The sequence below is a fragment of the Roseibium marinum genome, from assembly GCF_002906165.1.
Taxonomy (GTDB): domain Bacteria; phylum Pseudomonadota; class Alphaproteobacteria; order Rhizobiales; family Stappiaceae; genus Roseibium; species Roseibium marinum.
The window spans coordinates 249,080-266,159 of sequence record NZ_PPCN01000011.1; the positions used below are offsets into that span (position 1 = coordinate 249,080).

General features: G+C 59.8%; 17 protein-coding genes. 13 read left to right on the forward strand and 4 right to left on the reverse strand.

What is annotated here, in order from left to right; translation table 11 throughout:
- Positions 1-4 precede the first annotated feature (4 nt).
- Complete coding sequence (locus CLV41_RS21960; RefSeq protein ID WP_103224640.1) at positions 5-775, forward strand: arginyltransferase; 771 nt, start codon at positions 5-7, stop codon at positions 773-775.
- 48 nt (positions 776-823) lie between these two features.
- Here CLV41_RS21960 and CLV41_RS21965 read toward each other — a convergent pair whose 3' ends face one another.
- Both CLV41_RS21965 and CLV41_RS21970 read right to left on the reverse strand, forming a co-directional pair.
- Positions 824-1,483 carry a uracil-DNA glycosylase gene (locus CLV41_RS21965; RefSeq protein ID WP_103224604.1) on the reverse strand — a complete coding sequence of 220 codons (660 nt, stop codon included), beginning with the start codon at positions 1,481-1,483 and terminating at the stop codon, positions 824-826.
- Positions 1,484-1,492: 9 nt separating this feature from the next.
- Positions 1,493-2,086 (reverse strand): LabA-like NYN domain-containing protein, encoded by a 594-nt coding sequence (locus tag CLV41_RS21970; RefSeq protein WP_103224605.1) that lies wholly within the window; start codon positions 2,084-2,086, stop codon positions 1,493-1,495.
- 400 nt (positions 2,087-2,486) lie between these two features.
- Here CLV41_RS21970 and rpoZ point away from each other — a divergent pair, with 400 nt between their 5' ends.
- The 11 genes from rpoZ (at position 2,487) to CLV41_RS22025 (ending at position 14,068) form a co-directional block, all read left to right on the forward strand.
- Entirely contained in the window at positions 2,487-2,888 is a 402-nt protein-coding gene (rpoZ, locus tag CLV41_RS21975) for a DNA-directed RNA polymerase subunit omega (protein ID WP_103224606.1), read from the forward strand.
- Positions 2,889-2,999: 111 nt separating this feature from the next.
- Positions 3,000-5,246, forward strand: coding sequence for a RelA/SpoT family protein (locus CLV41_RS21980; protein WP_103224607.1), 2,247 nt, complete (start codon positions 3,000-3,002; stop codon positions 5,244-5,246).
- A gap of 29 nt (positions 5,247-5,275) precedes the next feature.
- A complete protein-coding gene (locus tag CLV41_RS21985; protein ID WP_103224608.1) occupies positions 5,276-5,635 on the forward strand; it encodes a type I phosphoribosyltransferase in 360 nt (119 codons plus the stop codon).
- 39 nt (positions 5,636-5,674) lie between these two features.
- Positions 5,675-6,277, forward strand: coding sequence for a DUF2062 domain-containing protein (locus tag CLV41_RS21990; RefSeq protein ID WP_103224609.1), 603 nt, complete (start codon positions 5,675-5,677; stop codon positions 6,275-6,277).
- Positions 6,278-6,548: 271 nt separating this feature from the next.
- A complete protein-coding gene (gene lepB / locus CLV41_RS21995) occupies positions 6,549-7,301 on the forward strand; it encodes a signal peptidase I (RefSeq protein WP_103224610.1) in 753 nt (250 codons plus the stop codon).
- 46 nt (positions 7,302-7,347) lie between these two features.
- On the forward strand, positions 7,348-8,061 hold the full coding sequence (rnc, locus tag CLV41_RS22000; protein WP_103224611.1) for a ribonuclease III: 714 nt from the start codon (positions 7,348-7,350) through the stop codon (positions 8,059-8,061).
- 121 nt (positions 8,062-8,182) lie between these two features.
- Entirely contained in the window at positions 8,183-9,082 is a 900-nt protein-coding gene (era, locus tag CLV41_RS22005; RefSeq protein ID WP_103224641.1) for a GTPase Era, read from the forward strand.
- Between the two features lie 59 nt (positions 9,083-9,141).
- Positions 9,142-9,897, forward strand: a complete 756-nt coding sequence (gene recO / locus CLV41_RS22010; RefSeq protein ID WP_103224612.1) for a DNA repair protein RecO — start codon at positions 9,142-9,144, stop codon at positions 9,895-9,897.
- Positions 9,898-10,017: 120 nt separating this feature from the next.
- Positions 10,018-12,270 (forward strand): DNA topoisomerase IV subunit A, encoded by a 2,253-nt coding sequence (parC, locus tag CLV41_RS22015; RefSeq protein ID WP_103224613.1) that lies wholly within the window; start codon positions 10,018-10,020, stop codon positions 12,268-12,270.
- Between the two features lie 179 nt (positions 12,271-12,449).
- Complete coding sequence (locus CLV41_RS22020; protein WP_103224614.1) at positions 12,450-13,613, forward strand: iron-containing alcohol dehydrogenase; 1,164 nt, start codon at positions 12,450-12,452, stop codon at positions 13,611-13,613.
- Entirely contained in the window at positions 13,610-14,068 is a 459-nt protein-coding gene (locus CLV41_RS22025) for an acyl-CoA thioesterase (protein ID WP_208987663.1), read from the forward strand. Before CLV41_RS22020 ends, CLV41_RS22025 begins: the two co-directional genes overlap by 4 nt.
- Before the next feature lie 196 nt (positions 14,069-14,264).
- Here CLV41_RS22025 and smpB read toward each other — a convergent pair whose 3' ends face one another.
- Together smpB and dapA are read right to left on the reverse strand one after the other, a co-directional pair.
- On the reverse strand, positions 14,265-14,744 hold the full coding sequence (gene smpB, locus CLV41_RS22030; protein ID WP_103224615.1) for an SsrA-binding protein SmpB: 480 nt from the start codon (positions 14,742-14,744) through the stop codon (positions 14,265-14,267).
- Between the two features lie 25 nt (positions 14,745-14,769).
- Positions 14,770-15,648 carry a 4-hydroxy-tetrahydrodipicolinate synthase gene (gene dapA / locus CLV41_RS22035; RefSeq protein WP_103224643.1) on the reverse strand — a complete coding sequence of 293 codons (879 nt, stop codon included), beginning with the start codon at positions 15,646-15,648 and terminating at the stop codon, positions 14,770-14,772.
- Between the two features lie 421 nt (positions 15,649-16,069).
- Between dapA and CLV41_RS22040 the strand changes: the two genes are divergently transcribed.
- A complete protein-coding gene (locus tag CLV41_RS22040; RefSeq protein WP_235867221.1) occupies positions 16,070-16,846 on the forward strand; it encodes an alpha/beta fold hydrolase in 777 nt (258 codons plus the stop codon).
- The last annotated feature ends 234 nt before the right edge of the window (positions 16,847-17,080 follow it).

The following is a 17,080-nucleotide window of genomic DNA, read 5'->3' on the forward strand; positions in this document are numbered from 1 at the left end:
TACGGTGACACGCCACCCAACGGATCATCCGCAATTCTATCTGACGGCGCCTGCGCCCTGCCCCTATCTTGAGGGCCACCAGGAGCGCAAGGTCTTCACGCATCTTGTCGGCCACAACGCCCCGGCGCTCAACGAGGTTCTGACGCAGGGCGGTTTCCGCCGCAGCCAGAACATTGCCTACCGGCCGGCCTGCGAAAAATGCCAGGCCTGCATTTCCGTGCGCGTCCGGGTGGACGATTTCAAATGGACCAGGTCCTTGAAACGCGTGTGGAAGTCCGGGGCGGACATCGTCGGTGCGCGCCTTCCGCCGAGCCCGTCGGCCGAGCAGTACGACCTCTTCCGCGATTATCTGCAGGCCCGGCACGAGAATGGCGGCATGACGGAGATGAGCGTTCTCGACTATGCGATGATGGTCGAGGACACCCATGTGGAGACGCTGGTGCTCGAATACCGGCGCCGGGGGCCGGACAGTTTCCTGACCGGCACCGGAGACGGCCCGCTTCTCGGCGTCGCGCTCAGCGATCAGCTCTCCGACGGGCTGTCGATGGTCTATTCCTTCTACGACCCGGCCTATGAGCAGACAGCGCTCGGAACCTACATGATCCTCGACCATATCAACCGGGCGCGGAGATTACGTCTGCCGTACGTGTATCTGGGCTATTGGGTCGAGGGCTCGGCCAAGATGGCCTACAAGGCCCGCTTTAGGCCGCAGGAACATCTGGGCCCGAACGGCTGGGTGATCGTCGACGCGGACGCGAATATAACGAGCCTGTAATGCCACCCTCAATAATCAGGCAGCGGGAAACAGATCGAAGCGCTGGTGTTACGGGATGTGCCGGCGGATCTTGTCGAAGACGGATCTGAACATCTCTTCCGTCAGGCGGCGGGTATTGGTGTTGTAGCGCGAGCAGTGATAGCTGTCGAACAGATCCATGCCGTATCCGGGCAGTTCATGCTGCGCGCCGTGAGCGAACGGATATCCCGCCCGTTTGAGCTCAAGCGCCGTGAGGAAGGTTTCATGAGCGATCCGCCCGAGCGCCAGAACGGCGCGGATGGACGGATTGGCGGCCAGTGTCGCCAGCAGATAAGGCCGGCAGGTCCTGATCTCCTCGCCGGTCGGCTTGTTCTGCGGCGGCAGGCAGCGGACCGCATTGGTGATCAGGGCGCCGTTCAGCGACAGTCCGTCATCGGGCCGGGCAAGGTAGGTGCCCTCGGCGAACCCATAGTCCAGCATGGTCTTGTAGAGCAGATCTCCGGCATAGTCGCCCGTGAACGGCCGGCCGGTGCTGTTGGCCCCCTTCATGCCCGGTGCAAGCCCGATGACCAGCAGGCGCGGCGACGATGATCCGAAGGATGGAACCGGCGCGTTGTGCCAGTCGGGATGAAGCTCCTTCAGCTCTTCGCGCAAGGCGACAAGCCGCGGACACGCCGGACAATCCGAAGGCGGTTCGAGCGGTCCCAGATCTGCGTTCGCAAGAGGCATCAGCCGGCCTTAGTAATCGTCGTCCTCGTCATCGTCGTCGACTTCCGCCGCCATCTGCGGGCGAACGGGGCGCTCGGAAGGATCGCGGCCGATCTTGTTGGCAAGGCTTGCCAGGTCGATGAAGTGGTCCGCCTGCCGGCGCAGATCGTCGGCGATCATCGGCGGCTGGGTTTTCAGGGTCGAGACAACGCTGACCTTGCGGCCCTTGCGCTGCAACGCTTCGACCAGCGAACGGAAGTCGCCATCTCCGGAGAACAGGACGATGTGGTCAACGGATTCGACCAGTTCCATGGCATCGACGGCAAGCTCGATATCCATGTTGCCTTTGACCTTGCGGCGCCCGGCGCTGTCGACGAATTCCTTTACCGGCTTGGTGATGACCTTATAGCCGTTATAGTCCAGCCAATCGATCAACGGGCGGATGGAGGAATATTCCTGATCTTCTATCAGCGCTGTGTAATAGTAGGCGCGCAGAAGGTATGCGTGTCCCTGGAACTCTTTCAACAAACGCTTGTAGTCGATGTCGAAACCGATGGCTTTGGCCGTCGAATACAAGTTGGCTCCATCAATGAACAAAGCAACCTTTTCTCGAGCGTCAAACATCTTATTTGAAACCTTTCCGAGTGATATGTGCCGTTTTTAAATTGTGACGACGAATCCGGCTTCCCGCGGCCGGACCCTGCTAGTCCAATACTTTAAACAACACATATGTGCTGTGTTGACGCTGCTAATTTCCGCAACTTCAGACAGCTTATTTTTTTGTTTTTCCCAACGGCCTTCTGATTCTTTTTCGGACCGTTTAAGTGCCCTACACCATTATATTGGACTGTCGCAATGCAAAAGCGAGAGCCGATTTGAAAAAACGGCCGAAAATTCAGCCAAAAGTGACCGTCCCCATCCAAAGCCGTAACCGGCGCCCTTCTGATCTGGCGGGGGTTGCTTTTTGGAAACGCGAACACTATACGCTGTTTCTTCAAGTTCCTTAAACCTATGGAGACGTCGAATGGCGCGCGTGACCGTCGAGGACTGCATCGACAAGGTCGAAAACCGGTTTGAGCTGGTGTTGATTGCTGCGCATCGCGCTCGCATGATTTCCAGCGGTTCTCCGCTCACGATCGATCGCGACAACGACAAGAACCCTGTCGTTGCCCTGCGCGAGATCGCCGAGCAGACCGTCAGCCCGGAAGACATGAAGGAAGACCTGATCCACTCGTTGCAGAAATTTGTGGAAGTCGATGAGCCGGAAGCGGATGCCGTGCCGGTCGTTCCATCCGCAAATCAGCATCAGGTGACCCAGGTCAATGCCGTCGATGACGGCGCGGTGGAATTCGACCGCATGTCCGAAGAAGACCTTCTGCGCGGCCTTGAAGGCCTGGTTCCGCCGGAGCGAACCGACGACGTCTGACTTTTCGTCACAGACAGGTCTGAAGCGCGCCCGGCCCGGCCCGGCGCTTCGGCCTGTTTTTTTTGTTGAACCTGCTGATGTCCCGGCCGGTTGCCTGGGTCGGTTACGGCCATGATGCGACAATACGAACTCGTAGAACGGGTTACGCGCTACAATCCGGAAGCAGACGAAGCCTTGCTCAACAAGGCTTATGTCTACGCCATGCAGAAGCACGGCTCCCAGATGCGCGCATCGGGCGACCCCTATTTCTCCCATCCTCTCGAAGTCGCCGCCATCCTGACCGGCCTGCGTCTAGATGACGCGACCATTGCCGTCGCGCTCCTGCACGATACGATAGAGGACACCGACGCCACCCGGTCGGAAATCGACAGCCTGTTCGGCGAGGAAATCGGCAAGCTGGTCGAGGGCCTGACCAAGATCAAGCGCCTCGATCTGGTGTCCCAGAAAGCCAACCAGGCGGAAAACTTCCGCAAGCTTCTGCTCGCCATCGCCGACGATGTCCGCGTGCTGCTGGTGAAACTGGCGGACCGCCTGCACAACATGCGCACGCTCCATCACATGCCGGAGCACAAGCGCGGCCGCATCGCGGAAGAGACCATGGAGATCTATGCGCCGCTGGCCGGCCGCATGGGCATGCATGACATGCGCGAGGAGCTGGAAGACATTTCCTTCCGCACGCTCAATCCGGAAGCCTACGAGACCATCACCGACAGGCTGGAAGATCTGCGCGAACGCAACAAGGACCTGATCCTTGAGATCGAAACCACCCTCACGGAACGGCTCAGCGAACGCGGCATGGCGGCGCTCGTCAAGGGGCGGGAAAAGCGCCCCTACTCGATTTTCCGCAAGATGCAACGCAAGGCGATCGGCTTCGAGCAGCTTTCCGATATCTACGGCTTCCGGGTGACCGTTGGCACGGTTGAGGCCTGTTACAGAGTTCTGGGTGTCATCCACACGACCTGGCCAACCGTTCCCGGCCGGTTCAAGGATTATATCTCCACCCCGAAGCAGAACGACTACAAGTCGATCCACACCACCATTGTCGGTCCCTCCCGCCAGCGCGTCGAGCTGCAGATCCGCACCATTTCCATGGACAGGGTCGCCGAATACGGAATTGCGGCCCATGCGCTCTACAAGGACGGCGAGTTCGGCGGCCGCAACATTGCCCGCTACTCGGATGACTTCCGCGCCTTCGAATGGTTGCGGCGGACGACGGAACTGCTCGCCCAGGGAAATACGCCCGAGGAGTTTCTGGAAAACACAAAGCTGGAGCTCTTCCACGATCAGGTCTTCTGCTTCTCGCCCAAGGGCCGCCTGATCGCCCTGCCGCGCGGCGCGACGCCGATCGATTTCGCCTATGCGGTCCACACCGGCATCGGCAATACCTGCGTCGGCTGCAAGGTCAACGGCAAGATCATGCCGCTGGTGACCGAACTCCACAATGGCGACGAGGTGGAAATCATCCGCTCGCCCGCGCAAACGCCACCGCCCGCCTGGGAAACCATCGCCGTGACCGGCAAGGCCCGTGCGGCCATCCGCCGCGCGACACGCGAATCCGTGCGCAAGCAATATGGCGCCCTTGGCGAACATATCCTCAAGCGGGCCTTCTCCCGTGCAGAGAAAGCCTATTCGGAAGACCTTCTGGACGCCGTGCTGGACGAACATCACCAGGCCAGCGTCGCGGATCTGCTGGCCGCCGTCGGCCGCGGCGACCTGAGTGCGCAAGCGATCCTGAAATCGGCGCATCCCGATTACCAGGACGAACGCGTCGCGATATCCGGCCCCCCGATGGAAGAGGGCTGGTTCGGGCTGAAACAGGGGCACGGCATGAAGTTCCGCATTCCGCCGGGCGAACTGGACCACGAGCAGCAGGTATCCGGCCCCGCCGATGAGAACGGTGAAGGCCCTGCCCTGCCGATCCGCGGCCTGTCCGGCGATATTCCGGTCACATTCGCTCCCGATGGCGGCGCGGTCCCCGGCGACCGCATCGTGGGCATCTTGACCCCTTCGGAAGGACTGACCATCTATCCCATACAGTCACCGTCCCTGAAGGAATTCGATGATCAGACGGAGCGCTGGGTGGATGTCAGATGGGATATCGACGTCGACAATCCGGAACGGTTCCCGGCGCGTCTCGATATCTCGGCCGCCAATGAACCGGGCTCCCTAGCGACAATCGCCCAGGTCATTGGTGAAAACAGCGGCAATATCGACAATGTAAAAATGATACAACGGGCGCAAGATTTCCATGAAATGGTCATAGATCTGGAAGTCTGGGACCTGAAGCACCTGAACCGGATCATCAATCAATTGCGTTCCAAACCGAATGTTTCAAGCGTCAGCCGGGTCAATGGATAGCAGCGCGTCAGTTTGCGGGAAAATATCTTATGACACATGACGAAGTGTCGCCCCTGTTCCGGAAAACCGGTGCGACCCATGAAGGGCAACTCAGTCTGACGTCGGGCCTGCGCGGTTTCGATCTACACGCGGGAACGCGGGGCATTGATGTTGAGGATATCGTGACAACCGGGCTCTCCAGCCGGGGAACGGTAACCTCGTTGAAAGTTCTTGGTGCTGAAGTCCACGCCGTTGCCTGCCTCATCTACCGGTCAGGCGGGGAAGCCGATGCGTGCGTGCCGGTCATCGCACTGGCTCAATACAAGGTGCCTGCCTGTGAGCCGGCCAATCTTCCGCCGAAACTGGCGGCCCTGCCTGCGACAAAACCGGGTTGCCGCGGATTGAACTGATCAGGAACGAGCTGGAACAACGGAGACCAACTCAAGACCATGCTGTTTCGCCGAAGAAATAGGCCGTCCCGCGTCGAGCGCCTGCGCGTCGCCGTCTGGCCCCGCAACAGCTGGTCCCGGTCAACGCGCTATTTCAGCAAACGGGTGCTACGGCTGACGGCAACGCCGCATACCATCGCTATCGGGTTCGCCGCCGGCGCATTCGCTTCCTTCACTCCGCTGATCGGCTTTCATTTCCTGACCGCCTTTGCCCTTGCCTACCTGCTTCGCGGCAATCTAATTGCAGCAGCCCTTGGAACCTCCGTCGGCAACCCGCTGACATTTCCCTTTATCTGGGCCCTTACCTACAAGATCGGACAGTGGGTTCTGCACGGCCGGGCGCCGAGGGCCGACACTCACGAGGTTCACCAGCAGTTTCAGCACGGGCTTTGGGAAAGGTCCTTCGACGCGTTGTGGCCGATGCTCAAACCGATGTTCATCGGCGCGGTTCCTGTCGGCCTGATAGTCGGATCGATCTCCTATGTGATTGTCCTCAAGAGCGTCGAGGTTTATCAACGCCGGCGGCGGCGCGCTCTCGCCGGCAAGAACGGCCGCCTCTTCCCGGCACCGGATACGCCGATGGAAGAAGACGGCAGCGCTTGAAAAAAAGCCGAACGATCCTCATAAGTGCCCTGAGCCACGGTTCTTGGGGCCGACAACCGTGAATTTAGGCCCTTGTCATGGCGCCGCGGGGGAAAAACGGAGCGGTCTTCTCAAGACGTGCTCATGAAGGATCTGTTCCGCCTGTTTTTAAGGGTATGACCATTCACGGGAAGCTTTCCCCGCATTGCTTCCATTCGCTTGAAGAGCTAAGAGTCCCGCTGCATAGCGGCTTCTCCCTCCGGGTTTCCGGACAACTTGTCTAAGGGATAAAATGAGCGTGACAGACAACAAGAAAGAAAAGGACGGCGGCCTTTATGAAACCGTGAAGGTCATTGTCCAGGCGCTGTTGCTGGCCCTGATCGTCCGGACCTTCCTGTTTCAGCCGTTCAACATCCCTTCCGGGTCCATGAAAGACACGCTGCTCATCGGCGACTATCTGTTTGTTTCCAAATACAGCTACGGCTATTCGCGCTTCTCGTTCCCCTTCGGTCTGGGCCCCTTTTCCGGGCGGGTGTTTGCTTCGAATCCGGAGCGGGGGGATGTGGCCGTCTTCAAACTTCCCACCGACACTTCGATCGACTATATCAAACGGGTGATCGGCCTGCCCGGCGACACGATCCAGGTGATCGACGGTGTCGTTCAGATCAATGGCGAGCCGGTCAAGCGCGAGCGCATCGACGACTATATCGAACAGTCCCCCTCCGGCGTCGTCCGCCGGGTTCCTCGTTTCCGCGAAACCCTTCCAAACGGCGTCTCCTACGACACGCTCGATCTGACGACCCGTGGCCAGCTAGACAATACACGCGAGTACAAGGTGCCGGAGGGCCATTATTTCATGATGGGCGACAACCGGGACAATTCCATCGACAGCCGGGTCCTGAGCCGCGTCGGGTATGTGCCGTTCGATAACTTCATGGGACGCGCGGAAATCCTGTTCTTCTCCATCAAGGACGAAACTCCGGCCTGGCAGATCTGGACCTGGCCCTGGAGCGTGCGCTGGGAGCGGATCGGCCGGACGCTTTGAGCGCCCGGTACGGCGTCCGTCCCCGCTGAAGGACCAAGCAGGCTGCATGATCAAGCAACCACAACAACAGAAGAACTCCATCTCCGCCCTCAAGGCAGCGCTGCATTACGATTTCAAGGATCTGGAGCTGCTGCGCGTCGCGCTGACGCACGCAAGCGCGCTCACCCCTTCGGAAACAGTCGCGGGAAGTTACCAGCGCCTGGAGTTTCTCGGTGACCGGGTGCTCGGCCTGGCAATCGCCTCCATGCTGCACCGTCACTTTTCCAGGGCCGACGAAGGCGAACTGGCCCGGCGATTCAACCATATGGTCAAGCGCGAGACCTGCGCCGAGGTCGCGCAGGAACTCGGCATAGGCGACGCCATGCGCATCGGCCTTGCGGAAGCGCAGACCGGCGGACGCAAAAAGACCGCGCTGCTCGCGGATATCTGCGAGGCGGTGATCGCCGCGATCTATCTGGATGGCGGGTACGAGGCGGCAGAGGCTTTTATCCAGCGCCTTTGGGAACCGCGTATGTTATCCTTGTCGGGACCGCTCAGGGATGCCAAGACCACCTTGCAGGAATGGGCGCAGTCCAAAAGCCTGCCGACACCGCACTATGAGGTTACAAGCCGCGACGGCCCCGATCATGAACCGAATTTCACGGTGTCGGTGATCGTGCAGGGCCTGAAACCCGGCGAAGGCAAGGGCGGTTCGAAGCGGATCGCAGAACAGAGCGCGGCCGAGGCCGTGCTCCGCCGGGAAGGCGTTTGGAAGGAATAAAAGCACCTTGAGCGACGAAGACCAGGACGCGAACCGTACCGGCGAACCGGAGGAAGAGGACAACGGCTTCCAGCCCCCGAAAGGCCGGTTCGACTTTCCCCTGCCCGATCCCGTTTCAGCCATGCCTTCGGGAACGACGGCAGGCTTTGTTGCCCTGATCGGCGCGCCGAATGCGGGTAAATCCACCCTGATCAATCAGCTTGTCGGCACCAAGGTCTCCATCGTGACGCACAAGGTGCAGACCACCCGGTCCATCGTGCGCGGTGTTGCCATGCACGGCAAGGCGCAACTGGTGTTCATCGACACACCCGGCATCTTCAAGCCGAAACGCCGTCTGGACCGCGCCATGGTCGACACCGCCTGGGGCGGAGCCAGGGACGCCGATCTGATCGCGCTTCTGATCGATTCCCGCAAGGGCATTGACGAGGAAGTCGAAAACATCCTGAAGCGGCTTTCCGGTCAGTCGGCGCCAAAGGTGCTGATCCTGAACAAAACGGATATCGCCAAGGGCGAAAAGCTTCTGCAACTGGCGCAGAAGGCCAATGAATTCGCCCCGTTCGAGGAAACCTTCATGGTTTCGGCGCTCACCGGGGACGGAACCCAGACCATTCTGGACTATTTCGCCTCCAAGGTGCCCGAAGGCCCCTGGCTTTATCCGGAGGACCAGCCCTCCGACCTGCCGTTGCGCATTCTCGCGTCCGAGATCACGCGGGAAAAACTGTTCGAACGGCTGCACCAGGAGCTGCCCTATATTTCCACCGTCGAGACAGAGCGGTGGGAAACCCGCAAGGACGGATCCGCCCGTATCGAGCAGACCATCTATGTGGAACGCGACAGCCAGAAGAGCATCGTTCTGGGAAAGAAAGGCCAGACCATCAAGGCGATTTCCCAGATGGCCCGCCATGAGCTTTCCGAAATCATCGGGGCGCCCGTGCATCTGTTCCTGTTCGTGAAAGTCAGGGAAAACTGGGCCGATGACCCGGAACGCTACCGGGAAATGGGGCTTGAGTTTCCAAAGTAATTGGCGCCCGTGTCGGAGACCGCCAAACTCCACCTGGGACCTGAACAGGGAAACCGCACTTGGAATGGACCGGACGCGGGATTGTCCTGACCGCCCGCAAACATGGCGAAAACGATGTCATTCTGGAGGTGCTGACACCCGACCACGGCCGGCATCTCGGTCTGGTGCGCGGCGGCCGCTCGAAGCGGCTGCGTCCGGTGCTGCAGCCCGGTAACGAGGTGCACCTGACCTGGAAAGCCCGCCTGTCGGATCACCTCGGCCAGTTTCAGATCGACCCGCTCAATCTTCGCGCCGGCGACCTGATGAACAGTTCCGTAGGGTTGACCGGGGTGCAGCATCTGGCCTTTCTCGTGAGGCTTCTTCCGGAACGGCAGTCCTACTCCGGGCTGTTCAACGCCCTGAGTGTCGTCCTGGACCATCTGAACGCGGCGGAGACGGCGGGCGCCCTCATCATCAGGTTCGAACTTGAACTCTTGCGGGAACTGGGAATCGGTCTCGATCTTTCCTCCTGCGCCGCCACCGGAACCCGCGAGGATCTTGCCTATGTGTCCCCGAAATCGGCGCGCGCGGTCAGCCGCGCGGCAGGCCTGCCCTATCACGAAAAGCTGCTGCCGCTCCCCTCGTTCCTTCTGGATGGCCAGCGTCAGGCCGGCAGCGAACTGACCTGGTCAGACATCACGCAGGGCTTTGACCTGACAAGCTTTTTCCTGAACCGGCACCTGCAGGAAAGAGAAGCCAGAGACAGCGGTACACGCTCGCAGCTTCTGGGTGCCCTGGAAAAACGCTACCGCGAGGACTTTCCTTGGAACTTTTAGGCCGCTACGCGGATCGCAAGAACCCACAGACAGTCGAAATCCGTTGAAAATCCGCCGATCCCACCTGTGAATGCACGGAAGCGAATTGCACTGATTGCCTGAACCGGCTAGCAAGCAGATATGGGAAAAGAGACCAAACTACCGCCCGGCGGCATTGAAGGCATCAACCTGAAGGAGGCGCTGGAAGAGCGCTACCTGAACTATGCGCTATCGACCATCATGCACCGGGCCTTGCCCGATGTGCGCGATGGATTGAAGCCGGTGCACCGGCGCCTTCTCTATGCCATGCGTCTTTTGAAACTGGACCCAGGTTCGGGGTTCAAGAAATGCGCCCGTGTCGTCGGCGACGTTATCGGTAAATACCATCCGCACGGCGATCAGGCCGTCTATGACGCCCTCGTCCGCCTCGCCCAGGATTTTGCGCAGCGTTATCCGCTGATCGACGGCCAGGGCAATTTCGGCAATGTCGACGGCGATAACGCCGCCGCGATGCGTTACACCGAAGCACGCATGACCGATACGGCCAGGCGCCTGCTGGACGGACTTGACGAGAACGCGATCGACTTCCGGGAAACCTATGATGGCGAGGACAAGGAACCCATTGTCCTGCCCGGCGGTTTCCCGAACCTGCTCGGCAACGGCTCCTCGGGCATCGCCGTCGGCATGGCGACCTCGATCCCGCCGCACAACGCCTTCGAACTGTGCCAGGCCTGCGAACACCTGATCCGCAACCCGAAAGCGGAAGTCGACGAACTTCTGGAGTATATCAAGGGGCCGGATTTCCCGACCGGTGGACTTCTGGTCTCCGATCAGGGATCCATCCGCGAAGCCTATGCGACCGGACGCGGCAGCTTCCGCGTACGCGCCCGCTGGGAAGTGGAGGATCTTGGCCGCGGCCAGTGGGCGATCGTTGTTACGGAAATTCCCTATCAGGTTCAGAAATCGCGCCTGATCGAAAAGATCGCGGAGCTTCTGACAGCCCGCAGGCTGCCCCTGCTCGACGATGTGCGGGACGAGTCCGCGGAAGACATCCGCGTTGTTCTGGTGCCCCGCTCGCGCAATGTCGATGCGAACATTCTGATGGAATCGCTGTTCAAGCTGACGGATCTCGAAAACAGGTTCTCGCTGAACATGAACGTGCTGTCCATGGGCAAGGTGCCCAAGGTCATGGGGCTGAAGCAGGTTCTGCGGGAGTGGCTCGACCACCGTAAGGAAGTCCTGATCCGGCGTTCCGAACACCGGCTGGGCCAGATCAATCACCGCCTCGAGGTTCTTGAAGGCTATCTGGTCGCCTATCTGAACCTGGACGAGGTGATCCGCATCATCCGCGAAGAGGACGATGCCAAAGCCGAGCTTATCCGTACCTTCGAGCTCACCGACGTGCAGGCGGAAGCCATCCTCAACATGCGCCTGAGATCCTTGCGCAAGCTTGAAGAGCTGGAAATCCGCAAGGACCATGACAAGCTCACCGCTGAAAAGGATGGGCTCACGACGCTGCTCGGCTCCGACGCGCGCCAATGGACGAAGATTTCCAAGGAGATTGCCGAGATCTCCAAGGTCTATGGACCGGAAACCGATATCGGCAAGCGACGGACCGACAGGGCGGAAGCGCCCGAGACGGATCTTGTCGATATCCAGCAGGCGATGATCGAAAAGGAACCGGTCACCGTCATCATTTCGGAAAAGGGCTGGATCCGGGCGCTGAAGGGCCATCAGGCGGACCTTTCGACCCTGACATTCAAGCAGGGCGACAAGCTGAAACTGTCCTTCCATGCGGAGACGACCGACAAGATCCTGATCTTCTCCACGGGTGGCAAGTTCTTCACACTCGGCGCCGACCGCCTGCCGGGCGGCCGCGGGCATGGCGAGCCGATCCGCCTGATGGTGGAAATGGACGAATCCCAGGATGTGGTGGGAGCCTTCGTACACAAGCCGGGCCGCAATCTCCTGCTTGCCAGCAACGAGGCGCGCGGCTTCGTCGTTGGCGAGGACGATGTGATCGCCAACACCCGCAAGGGCAAACAGGTCCTCAACCTGACCGCTCCCGCCGAGGCAACGCTCTGCGTCGAGGCCGCCGGAGACCAGGTGGCGATTATCGGCGAAAACCGGAAGCTTCTCCTGTTCCCGCTGGCCCAGATCCCGCAGATGGGACGCGGACGCGGCGTGCGCCTGCAACGCTACCGTGACGGCAACGTCGCCGATATCCGCGTCTTCAAGGGCGAAGAAGGCCTTACCTGGACCGACAGCTCCGGCCGCAGCTTCACCCGCTCCCTCGAGGAGCTCGCGGAATGGCGCGGCGAACGCGGTCAGGCAGGGCGTCTGCCGCCGACCGGATTCCCGCGGTCCAACAAGTTCGGGCCGGGACGCCTTTAGGCACGGGGTCGGCGCGCTGGCGCTGCCTTGAGTGGCCTGTGTTCAGGTAAATGCGCCTGGCCACAGGCCGCGACTTCTTCAGGTTTGCGGCTTCCTCTTCAAATCCTTGCGGTTTTTCCTCTCGACGGGCAGATTGCCAGCGGGCACTCTATGGTGAAAAAGAGCGTCCGGAGGGATCGATGATCAGTGCTTTTACGTTCAATACCAGTCAACGCATCATCTTTGAAAACGGCGCTGCGTCCGCACTGAGCCGCCATGCATCCCCTTTGCTGGGCAAACGTCCCTTGCTTGTGACAGATCCGGGCATCGTCTCCCTGGGCCTGCAGGAACCCTGCGAGACTTCCTTGCGGCGGGCCGGATGCGTTGTGGCGCGGTTTTCCGATGTCAGCGCAGATCCGCCGAGAGCGTTGGTGGACAAGGCCATCGATGCGGCGAAGGTTCACGGCGCGACATCCGTTATCGGTTTTGGCGGCGGGTCGTCCCTGGACGTTGCCAAACTGGTGGCGCTGATCGCCAGAAGCGGCGAAGATCTGGATGACGCCTGGGGGATCGGCAATGCGAAAGGTCCGCGGCTGCCGCTCATCCTCGTCCCTACGACGGCAGGGACCGGTTCCGAGGTCACACCGATTTCGATCATCACCGTTGGAGAAGAGGAAAAGCGCGGCGTCGTCTCCCCGCTCCTGCTTCCGGATCTGGCCGTTCTGGACCCGCTGCTGACGCTCGGCCTCCCGGCTCCCGTCACCGCGGCGACCGGAATTGACGCAATGGTGCATGCAATCGAGGCCTATGCGTCGAAATCGGCCAACAACAACCCCTTGTCCAGAACACTGGCTGTGGAAGCCCTGAGGCTACTGGGGGCGAACATTGAGCGAGCGGTGCTCTCGCCCGGCGACGAGGACGCGAGGGGGGCGATGCTGCTCGGCTCGATGCTGGCGGGCATGGCCTTTGCGAATTCGCCGGTTGCCGCCGTGCACGCCCTCGCCTACCCGCTCGGCGGGACCTTTCACGTGCCGCACGGACTGTCCAATGCGCTGGTCCTGCCGCATGTGCTGGCGTTCAACAATGCCGTTGCCGCGCAAACCTACGCGGAGATCGCCCCGGTCCTCTTTCCCGACCTTGCCGGCATCGAGGCCGTGGCGGAACGCGCCGGGCAGTTTGCCGGCCGGCTGGCGGCGCTTTCCGCAAAACTGGGTCTTCAGACCCGGTTGCGGGATGTCGGCATCGGCGAGGCGGACTTGGCGAAACTGGCCTCGGACGCCATGAAACAGACCAGGCTTCTGGTGAACAATCCAAGAGAACTCGCGGAAGCGGATGCATTGGCCATTTACAAGGCAGCCTTATGACTTCCACAGGTCATCCACCGGCCAGTCGCCCCGAGCCGCTTGAGCGCGAAGATTTCACAGACTTTCTCACAATCCCCACCCGGTGGATGGATGTGGGTATCTACGGCCATGTCAATAACGTACAGTATTTCAGCTATTTCGACACGGCTGTGAACCGCTGGTACGTGGAAAACGGTATCCTTGAGCCGGCAAATAGTCAGCAGATCTTTCTCGTCGTCGAAACTGGCTGCCACTATTTTAGCGAGCTGACTTTTCCCGACGACATCAGCGCGGGGTTGAAGATTGAAAAAATCGGCTCAAGCTCGGTGATTTTCCGGATAGGATTGTTTTCCGGCAAATCTTCCATAACCGCAGCCCATGGCCGTTTCGCGCATGTTCATGTCGACCGCATTTCCCGGAGGCCGGTGCCGATATCGGAACGGAAACGGGCTATTCTGAGCCGTTTGACGCTCTAAATAACATTGTTTCGTGGCTAAGAATAAAGTTGTTCCGCAGATAAGCGCCTTGTTGCATCCACGCACAGGTTTCGCACAACAAATGCTCTGTACAAGACAGAACATCACTCACAGTTAGTGCACAGGAAACAAACAGCTTATGCGCAGCTTCTCAACAGGCTGCGCATAAATCAGAAGCTTCAGCGGAGAGACGAGTTCAACCGGCGTTCTTCATAATACGCGACTTCTCCCGGTCCCAGTCCCGCTTCTTTTCCGTTGCCCGCTTGTCATGCAGCTTTTTGCCCCGCGCGACGGCCAGCTCCAGCTTGGCGCGCCCCTGGTCGTTGAAATAAAGCTTGAGCGGAACAATCGTCTTGCCATCCTTTTGAACGGCAGCAGCCAGTTTGCCGATTTCGCGCTTGTGCAAAAGCAGCTTGCGCGGCCGGCGCGGCTCATGGTTGAACCGGTTGGCCTGCAGGTACTCAGGAATATAGACGTTGTAGATCCAGATTTCGCCGCCTCGTTCGGCCGCATAGGATTCGGCGATATTCGCCTTGCCGGTGCGCAGGGATTTCACTTCCGTCCCCTGCAGCTCGATCCCGACTTCCAGCGTATCCTCGATCTCGTAATTGAACCGGGCTTTCCGGTTGTCGGAAATGATGGTCCGTCCCGGGACGCCCCCTTTTTTCGGAGCCATTTTTATCCTTCCGAGCTATCCCTGCTCAATTGATCAGACCGGCATGAGCCATCGCACTGCGGACTTCCGTCTGCGCCGCTTCGCTAATCGGCAAAAGCGGCAGGCGCAGCTCTTCCTCGATCTTGCCAAGCAGCGAGAGCGCATATTTCGCGCCGCCCGGGCTCGGTTCAAGGAACAGCGCACGGTGCAAGGGCGCCAGACGGTCCTGATAGTCCAGCGCCGTCTTGTAATCCCCGGCAAGCGTCGCGGCCTGGAATTCCGCGCACAAGCGCGGGGCGACATTCGCGGTCACGGAGATGCAGCCCACCCCGCCATGGGCGTTAAACGCCAGGGCGGAAATATCCTCGCCGGAAAGCTGAATGAAGTCCGGACCGCACAGATGGCGCTGGCGGCTTGCTTTTGCAAGATCGGCGGTCGCATCTTTCACGCCCTTGATGTTTTCACAGCTCTCGTACAGTTCCGCCATGGTTTCCGGCGTCATGTCGACAATGGAGCGGCCCGGAATATTGTAGATAAGGATAGGCAGACCGACAGCATCGTTGACCGCCCTGAAATGCGCCTTCAGGCCTGCCTGGTTCGGCTTGTTATAATAAGGCGTGACAACCAGAAGACCGTCGGCTCCGGCTTTTTCCGCATGCTGGGCGAAATCGATCGCTTCCACGGTGTTGTTGGATCCCGCGCCCGCAATGACCGGAACACGGCCCGCGGCCGCTTCCACGCATAGCTCGATAACCCGCTTGTGTTCGTCATGTGTCAGCGTCGGGCTTTCACCTGTCGTCCCGACCGGGACAAGTCCGGAGGACCCTTCCGCGATCTGCCATTCCACAAAGTCCTGAAACCGTTTCTCATCGAGCGCTCCGTCCTTGAACGGGGTAATCAGCGCTGGAATGGAGCCTGTGAACATCTCGGTTTCCTCTTGGATCATGCTTTATGTGGCTGTGGTCTGAACGTTGCCGGATTTCAATGGAGGCGCACCATACTCATCTGCCGGTCAAGGGGCAATGCTCCGGTCGTCATTCGGGCCCGGGTTCGCTACATTTCTGTGTCGTGTTGCGGCTTTCCGGCGACACGGGTGCGCGACAAAAGGGTGTAAGGGGTCTTCCTATTGGCAGCCGGCCGGAAACATCTCTATCTTTGAGGAAACCGGCTTACGGATAAATATGGCGTGGGAGGCGCTTATGATAACTGCCTTACAGACAGCAGGGTCGGCTTCCGGTTCGGTTCCGCCCCGAACACGATTTACCTGGAAGAGCCCTGACGGCCTCACCCTTGCGGGGTATGAGTGGCTTCCCGCCCGGAGCGGCGCGGATGCGACCACAGTAGCCATGCCCGTCCTCTGCCTTCCGGGACTTTCAAGAAATATTCGAGATTTCAATGATATAGCTGAATTTCTTCAGCTCAGAGGTCACCATGTGATTGCGCTCGATTACCGCGGCAGAGGCATGAGCGAATGGGACCCGGACTGGCGAAACTATGATCTGACCATCGAGGGAAAGGACATCGATGCGGCGATCGCACAGCTTGGCCTTCAGCGTTTTGCCGTTCTGGGCACCTCCAGGGGCGGGTTGCATGCGCTTGCCATGGCCGGCCGGTATCCGGCCGATCGCATGGCGGCGGTGATTTTTAACGACGTCGGTCCTCATATCGAGATGCGGGCCATTCACCGGATCGCGGCGACGCTCGGGCACAGAATGACGCATGCTTCGCTTGAAGACGCGGCAGGTTCGTTGCAGCGGAGACTTGGAAATCAGTTTCCCGCCTTTCTTCCTGCCGACTGGCTAAAATTTGCAGGTCAACTGGCATCCGATGAAGGCGGCCGGGTTGTCATGGACTACGATCCCGCTCTCGCACATCAACTGGCGAGCCTCGACGATGCGGCACCCGTCGCGGATCTCTGGCATTTGTACGAAAAGCTGTCGGACCGCCCGGTGCTCATTCTCCACGGAGAACATTCCGATCTCCTGAGCGAGGAGACCTGCCGGCGAATGCTGGATGTCCACCCGAACGCACAATTGAAAACAATCCGCGAACAGGGACATACACCCGTCCTCTGGGAACGGGAAACTCAGGAAGATATAGCCCGTTTCCTGAAGGGACTTTAAGCCGGTCCCCTCTTGAGCATCCTGCGCTCACGTGAACGCGGAGAAGATGCTTCAATCCTTTCCGGAAAACGAACAAAAGAAAACCCGGCGTTTCCGCCGGGTTTTCCCAGACTGCTGACAAACCCCTGGCGTTAGCCGTGGGTTTTTGATTCACTGGTTTCATGTTGAAGAAACCCGGCCCGGATCAGACAGCTCTCGAGATGGTGACGCTCGATCAGCTTGTCCCCACCGATC

Bases quoted from the DNA above. Each gene is read 5' to 3' on its own strand.
- lepB (WP_103224610.1), top strand. From the start codon at position 6,549: ATGAGCGTGACAGACAACAAGAAAGAAAAGGACGGCGGCCTTTATGAA.
- dapA (WP_103224643.1), bottom strand. From the start codon at position 15,648: ATGTTCACAGGCTCCATTCCAGCGCTGATTACCCCGTTCAAGGACGGA.
- smpB (WP_103224615.1), bottom strand. From the start codon at position 14,744: ATGGCTCCGAAAAAAGGGGGCGTCCCGGGACGGACCATCATTTCCGAC.
- CLV41_RS21970 (WP_103224605.1), bottom strand. From the start codon at position 2,086: ATGTTTGACGCTCGAGAAAAGGTTGCTTTGTTCATTGATGGAGCCAAC.
- CLV41_RS21965 (WP_103224604.1), bottom strand. From the start codon at position 1,483: ATGCCTCTTGCGAACGCAGATCTGGGACCGCTCGAACCGCCTTCGGAT.
- rnc (WP_103224611.1), top strand. From the start codon at position 7,348: ATGATCAAGCAACCACAACAACAGAAGAACTCCATCTCCGCCCTCAAG.
- era (WP_103224641.1), top strand. From the start codon at position 8,183: ATGCCTTCGGGAACGACGGCAGGCTTTGTTGCCCTGATCGGCGCGCCG.
- CLV41_RS22020 (WP_103224614.1), top strand. From the start codon at position 12,450: ATGATCAGTGCTTTTACGTTCAATACCAGTCAACGCATCATCTTTGAA.
- CLV41_RS22025 (WP_208987663.1), top strand. From the start codon at position 13,610: ATGACTTCCACAGGTCATCCACCGGCCAGTCGCCCCGAGCCGCTTGAG.
- rpoZ (WP_103224606.1), top strand. From the start codon at position 2,487: ATGGCGCGCGTGACCGTCGAGGACTGCATCGACAAGGTCGAAAACCGG.
- CLV41_RS21980 (WP_103224607.1), top strand. From the start codon at position 3,000: ATGATGCGACAATACGAACTCGTAGAACGGGTTACGCGCTACAATCCG.
- parC (WP_103224613.1), top strand. From the start codon at position 10,018: ATGGGAAAAGAGACCAAACTACCGCCCGGCGGCATTGAAGGCATCAAC.
- CLV41_RS21990 (WP_103224609.1), top strand. From the start codon at position 5,675: ATGCTGTTTCGCCGAAGAAATAGGCCGTCCCGCGTCGAGCGCCTGCGC.
- CLV41_RS21985 (WP_103224608.1), top strand. From the start codon at position 5,276: ATGACACATGACGAAGTGTCGCCCCTGTTCCGGAAAACCGGTGCGACC.
- CLV41_RS22040 (WP_235867221.1), top strand. From the start codon at position 16,070: ATGCCCGTCCTCTGCCTTCCGGGACTTTCAAGAAATATTCGAGATTTC.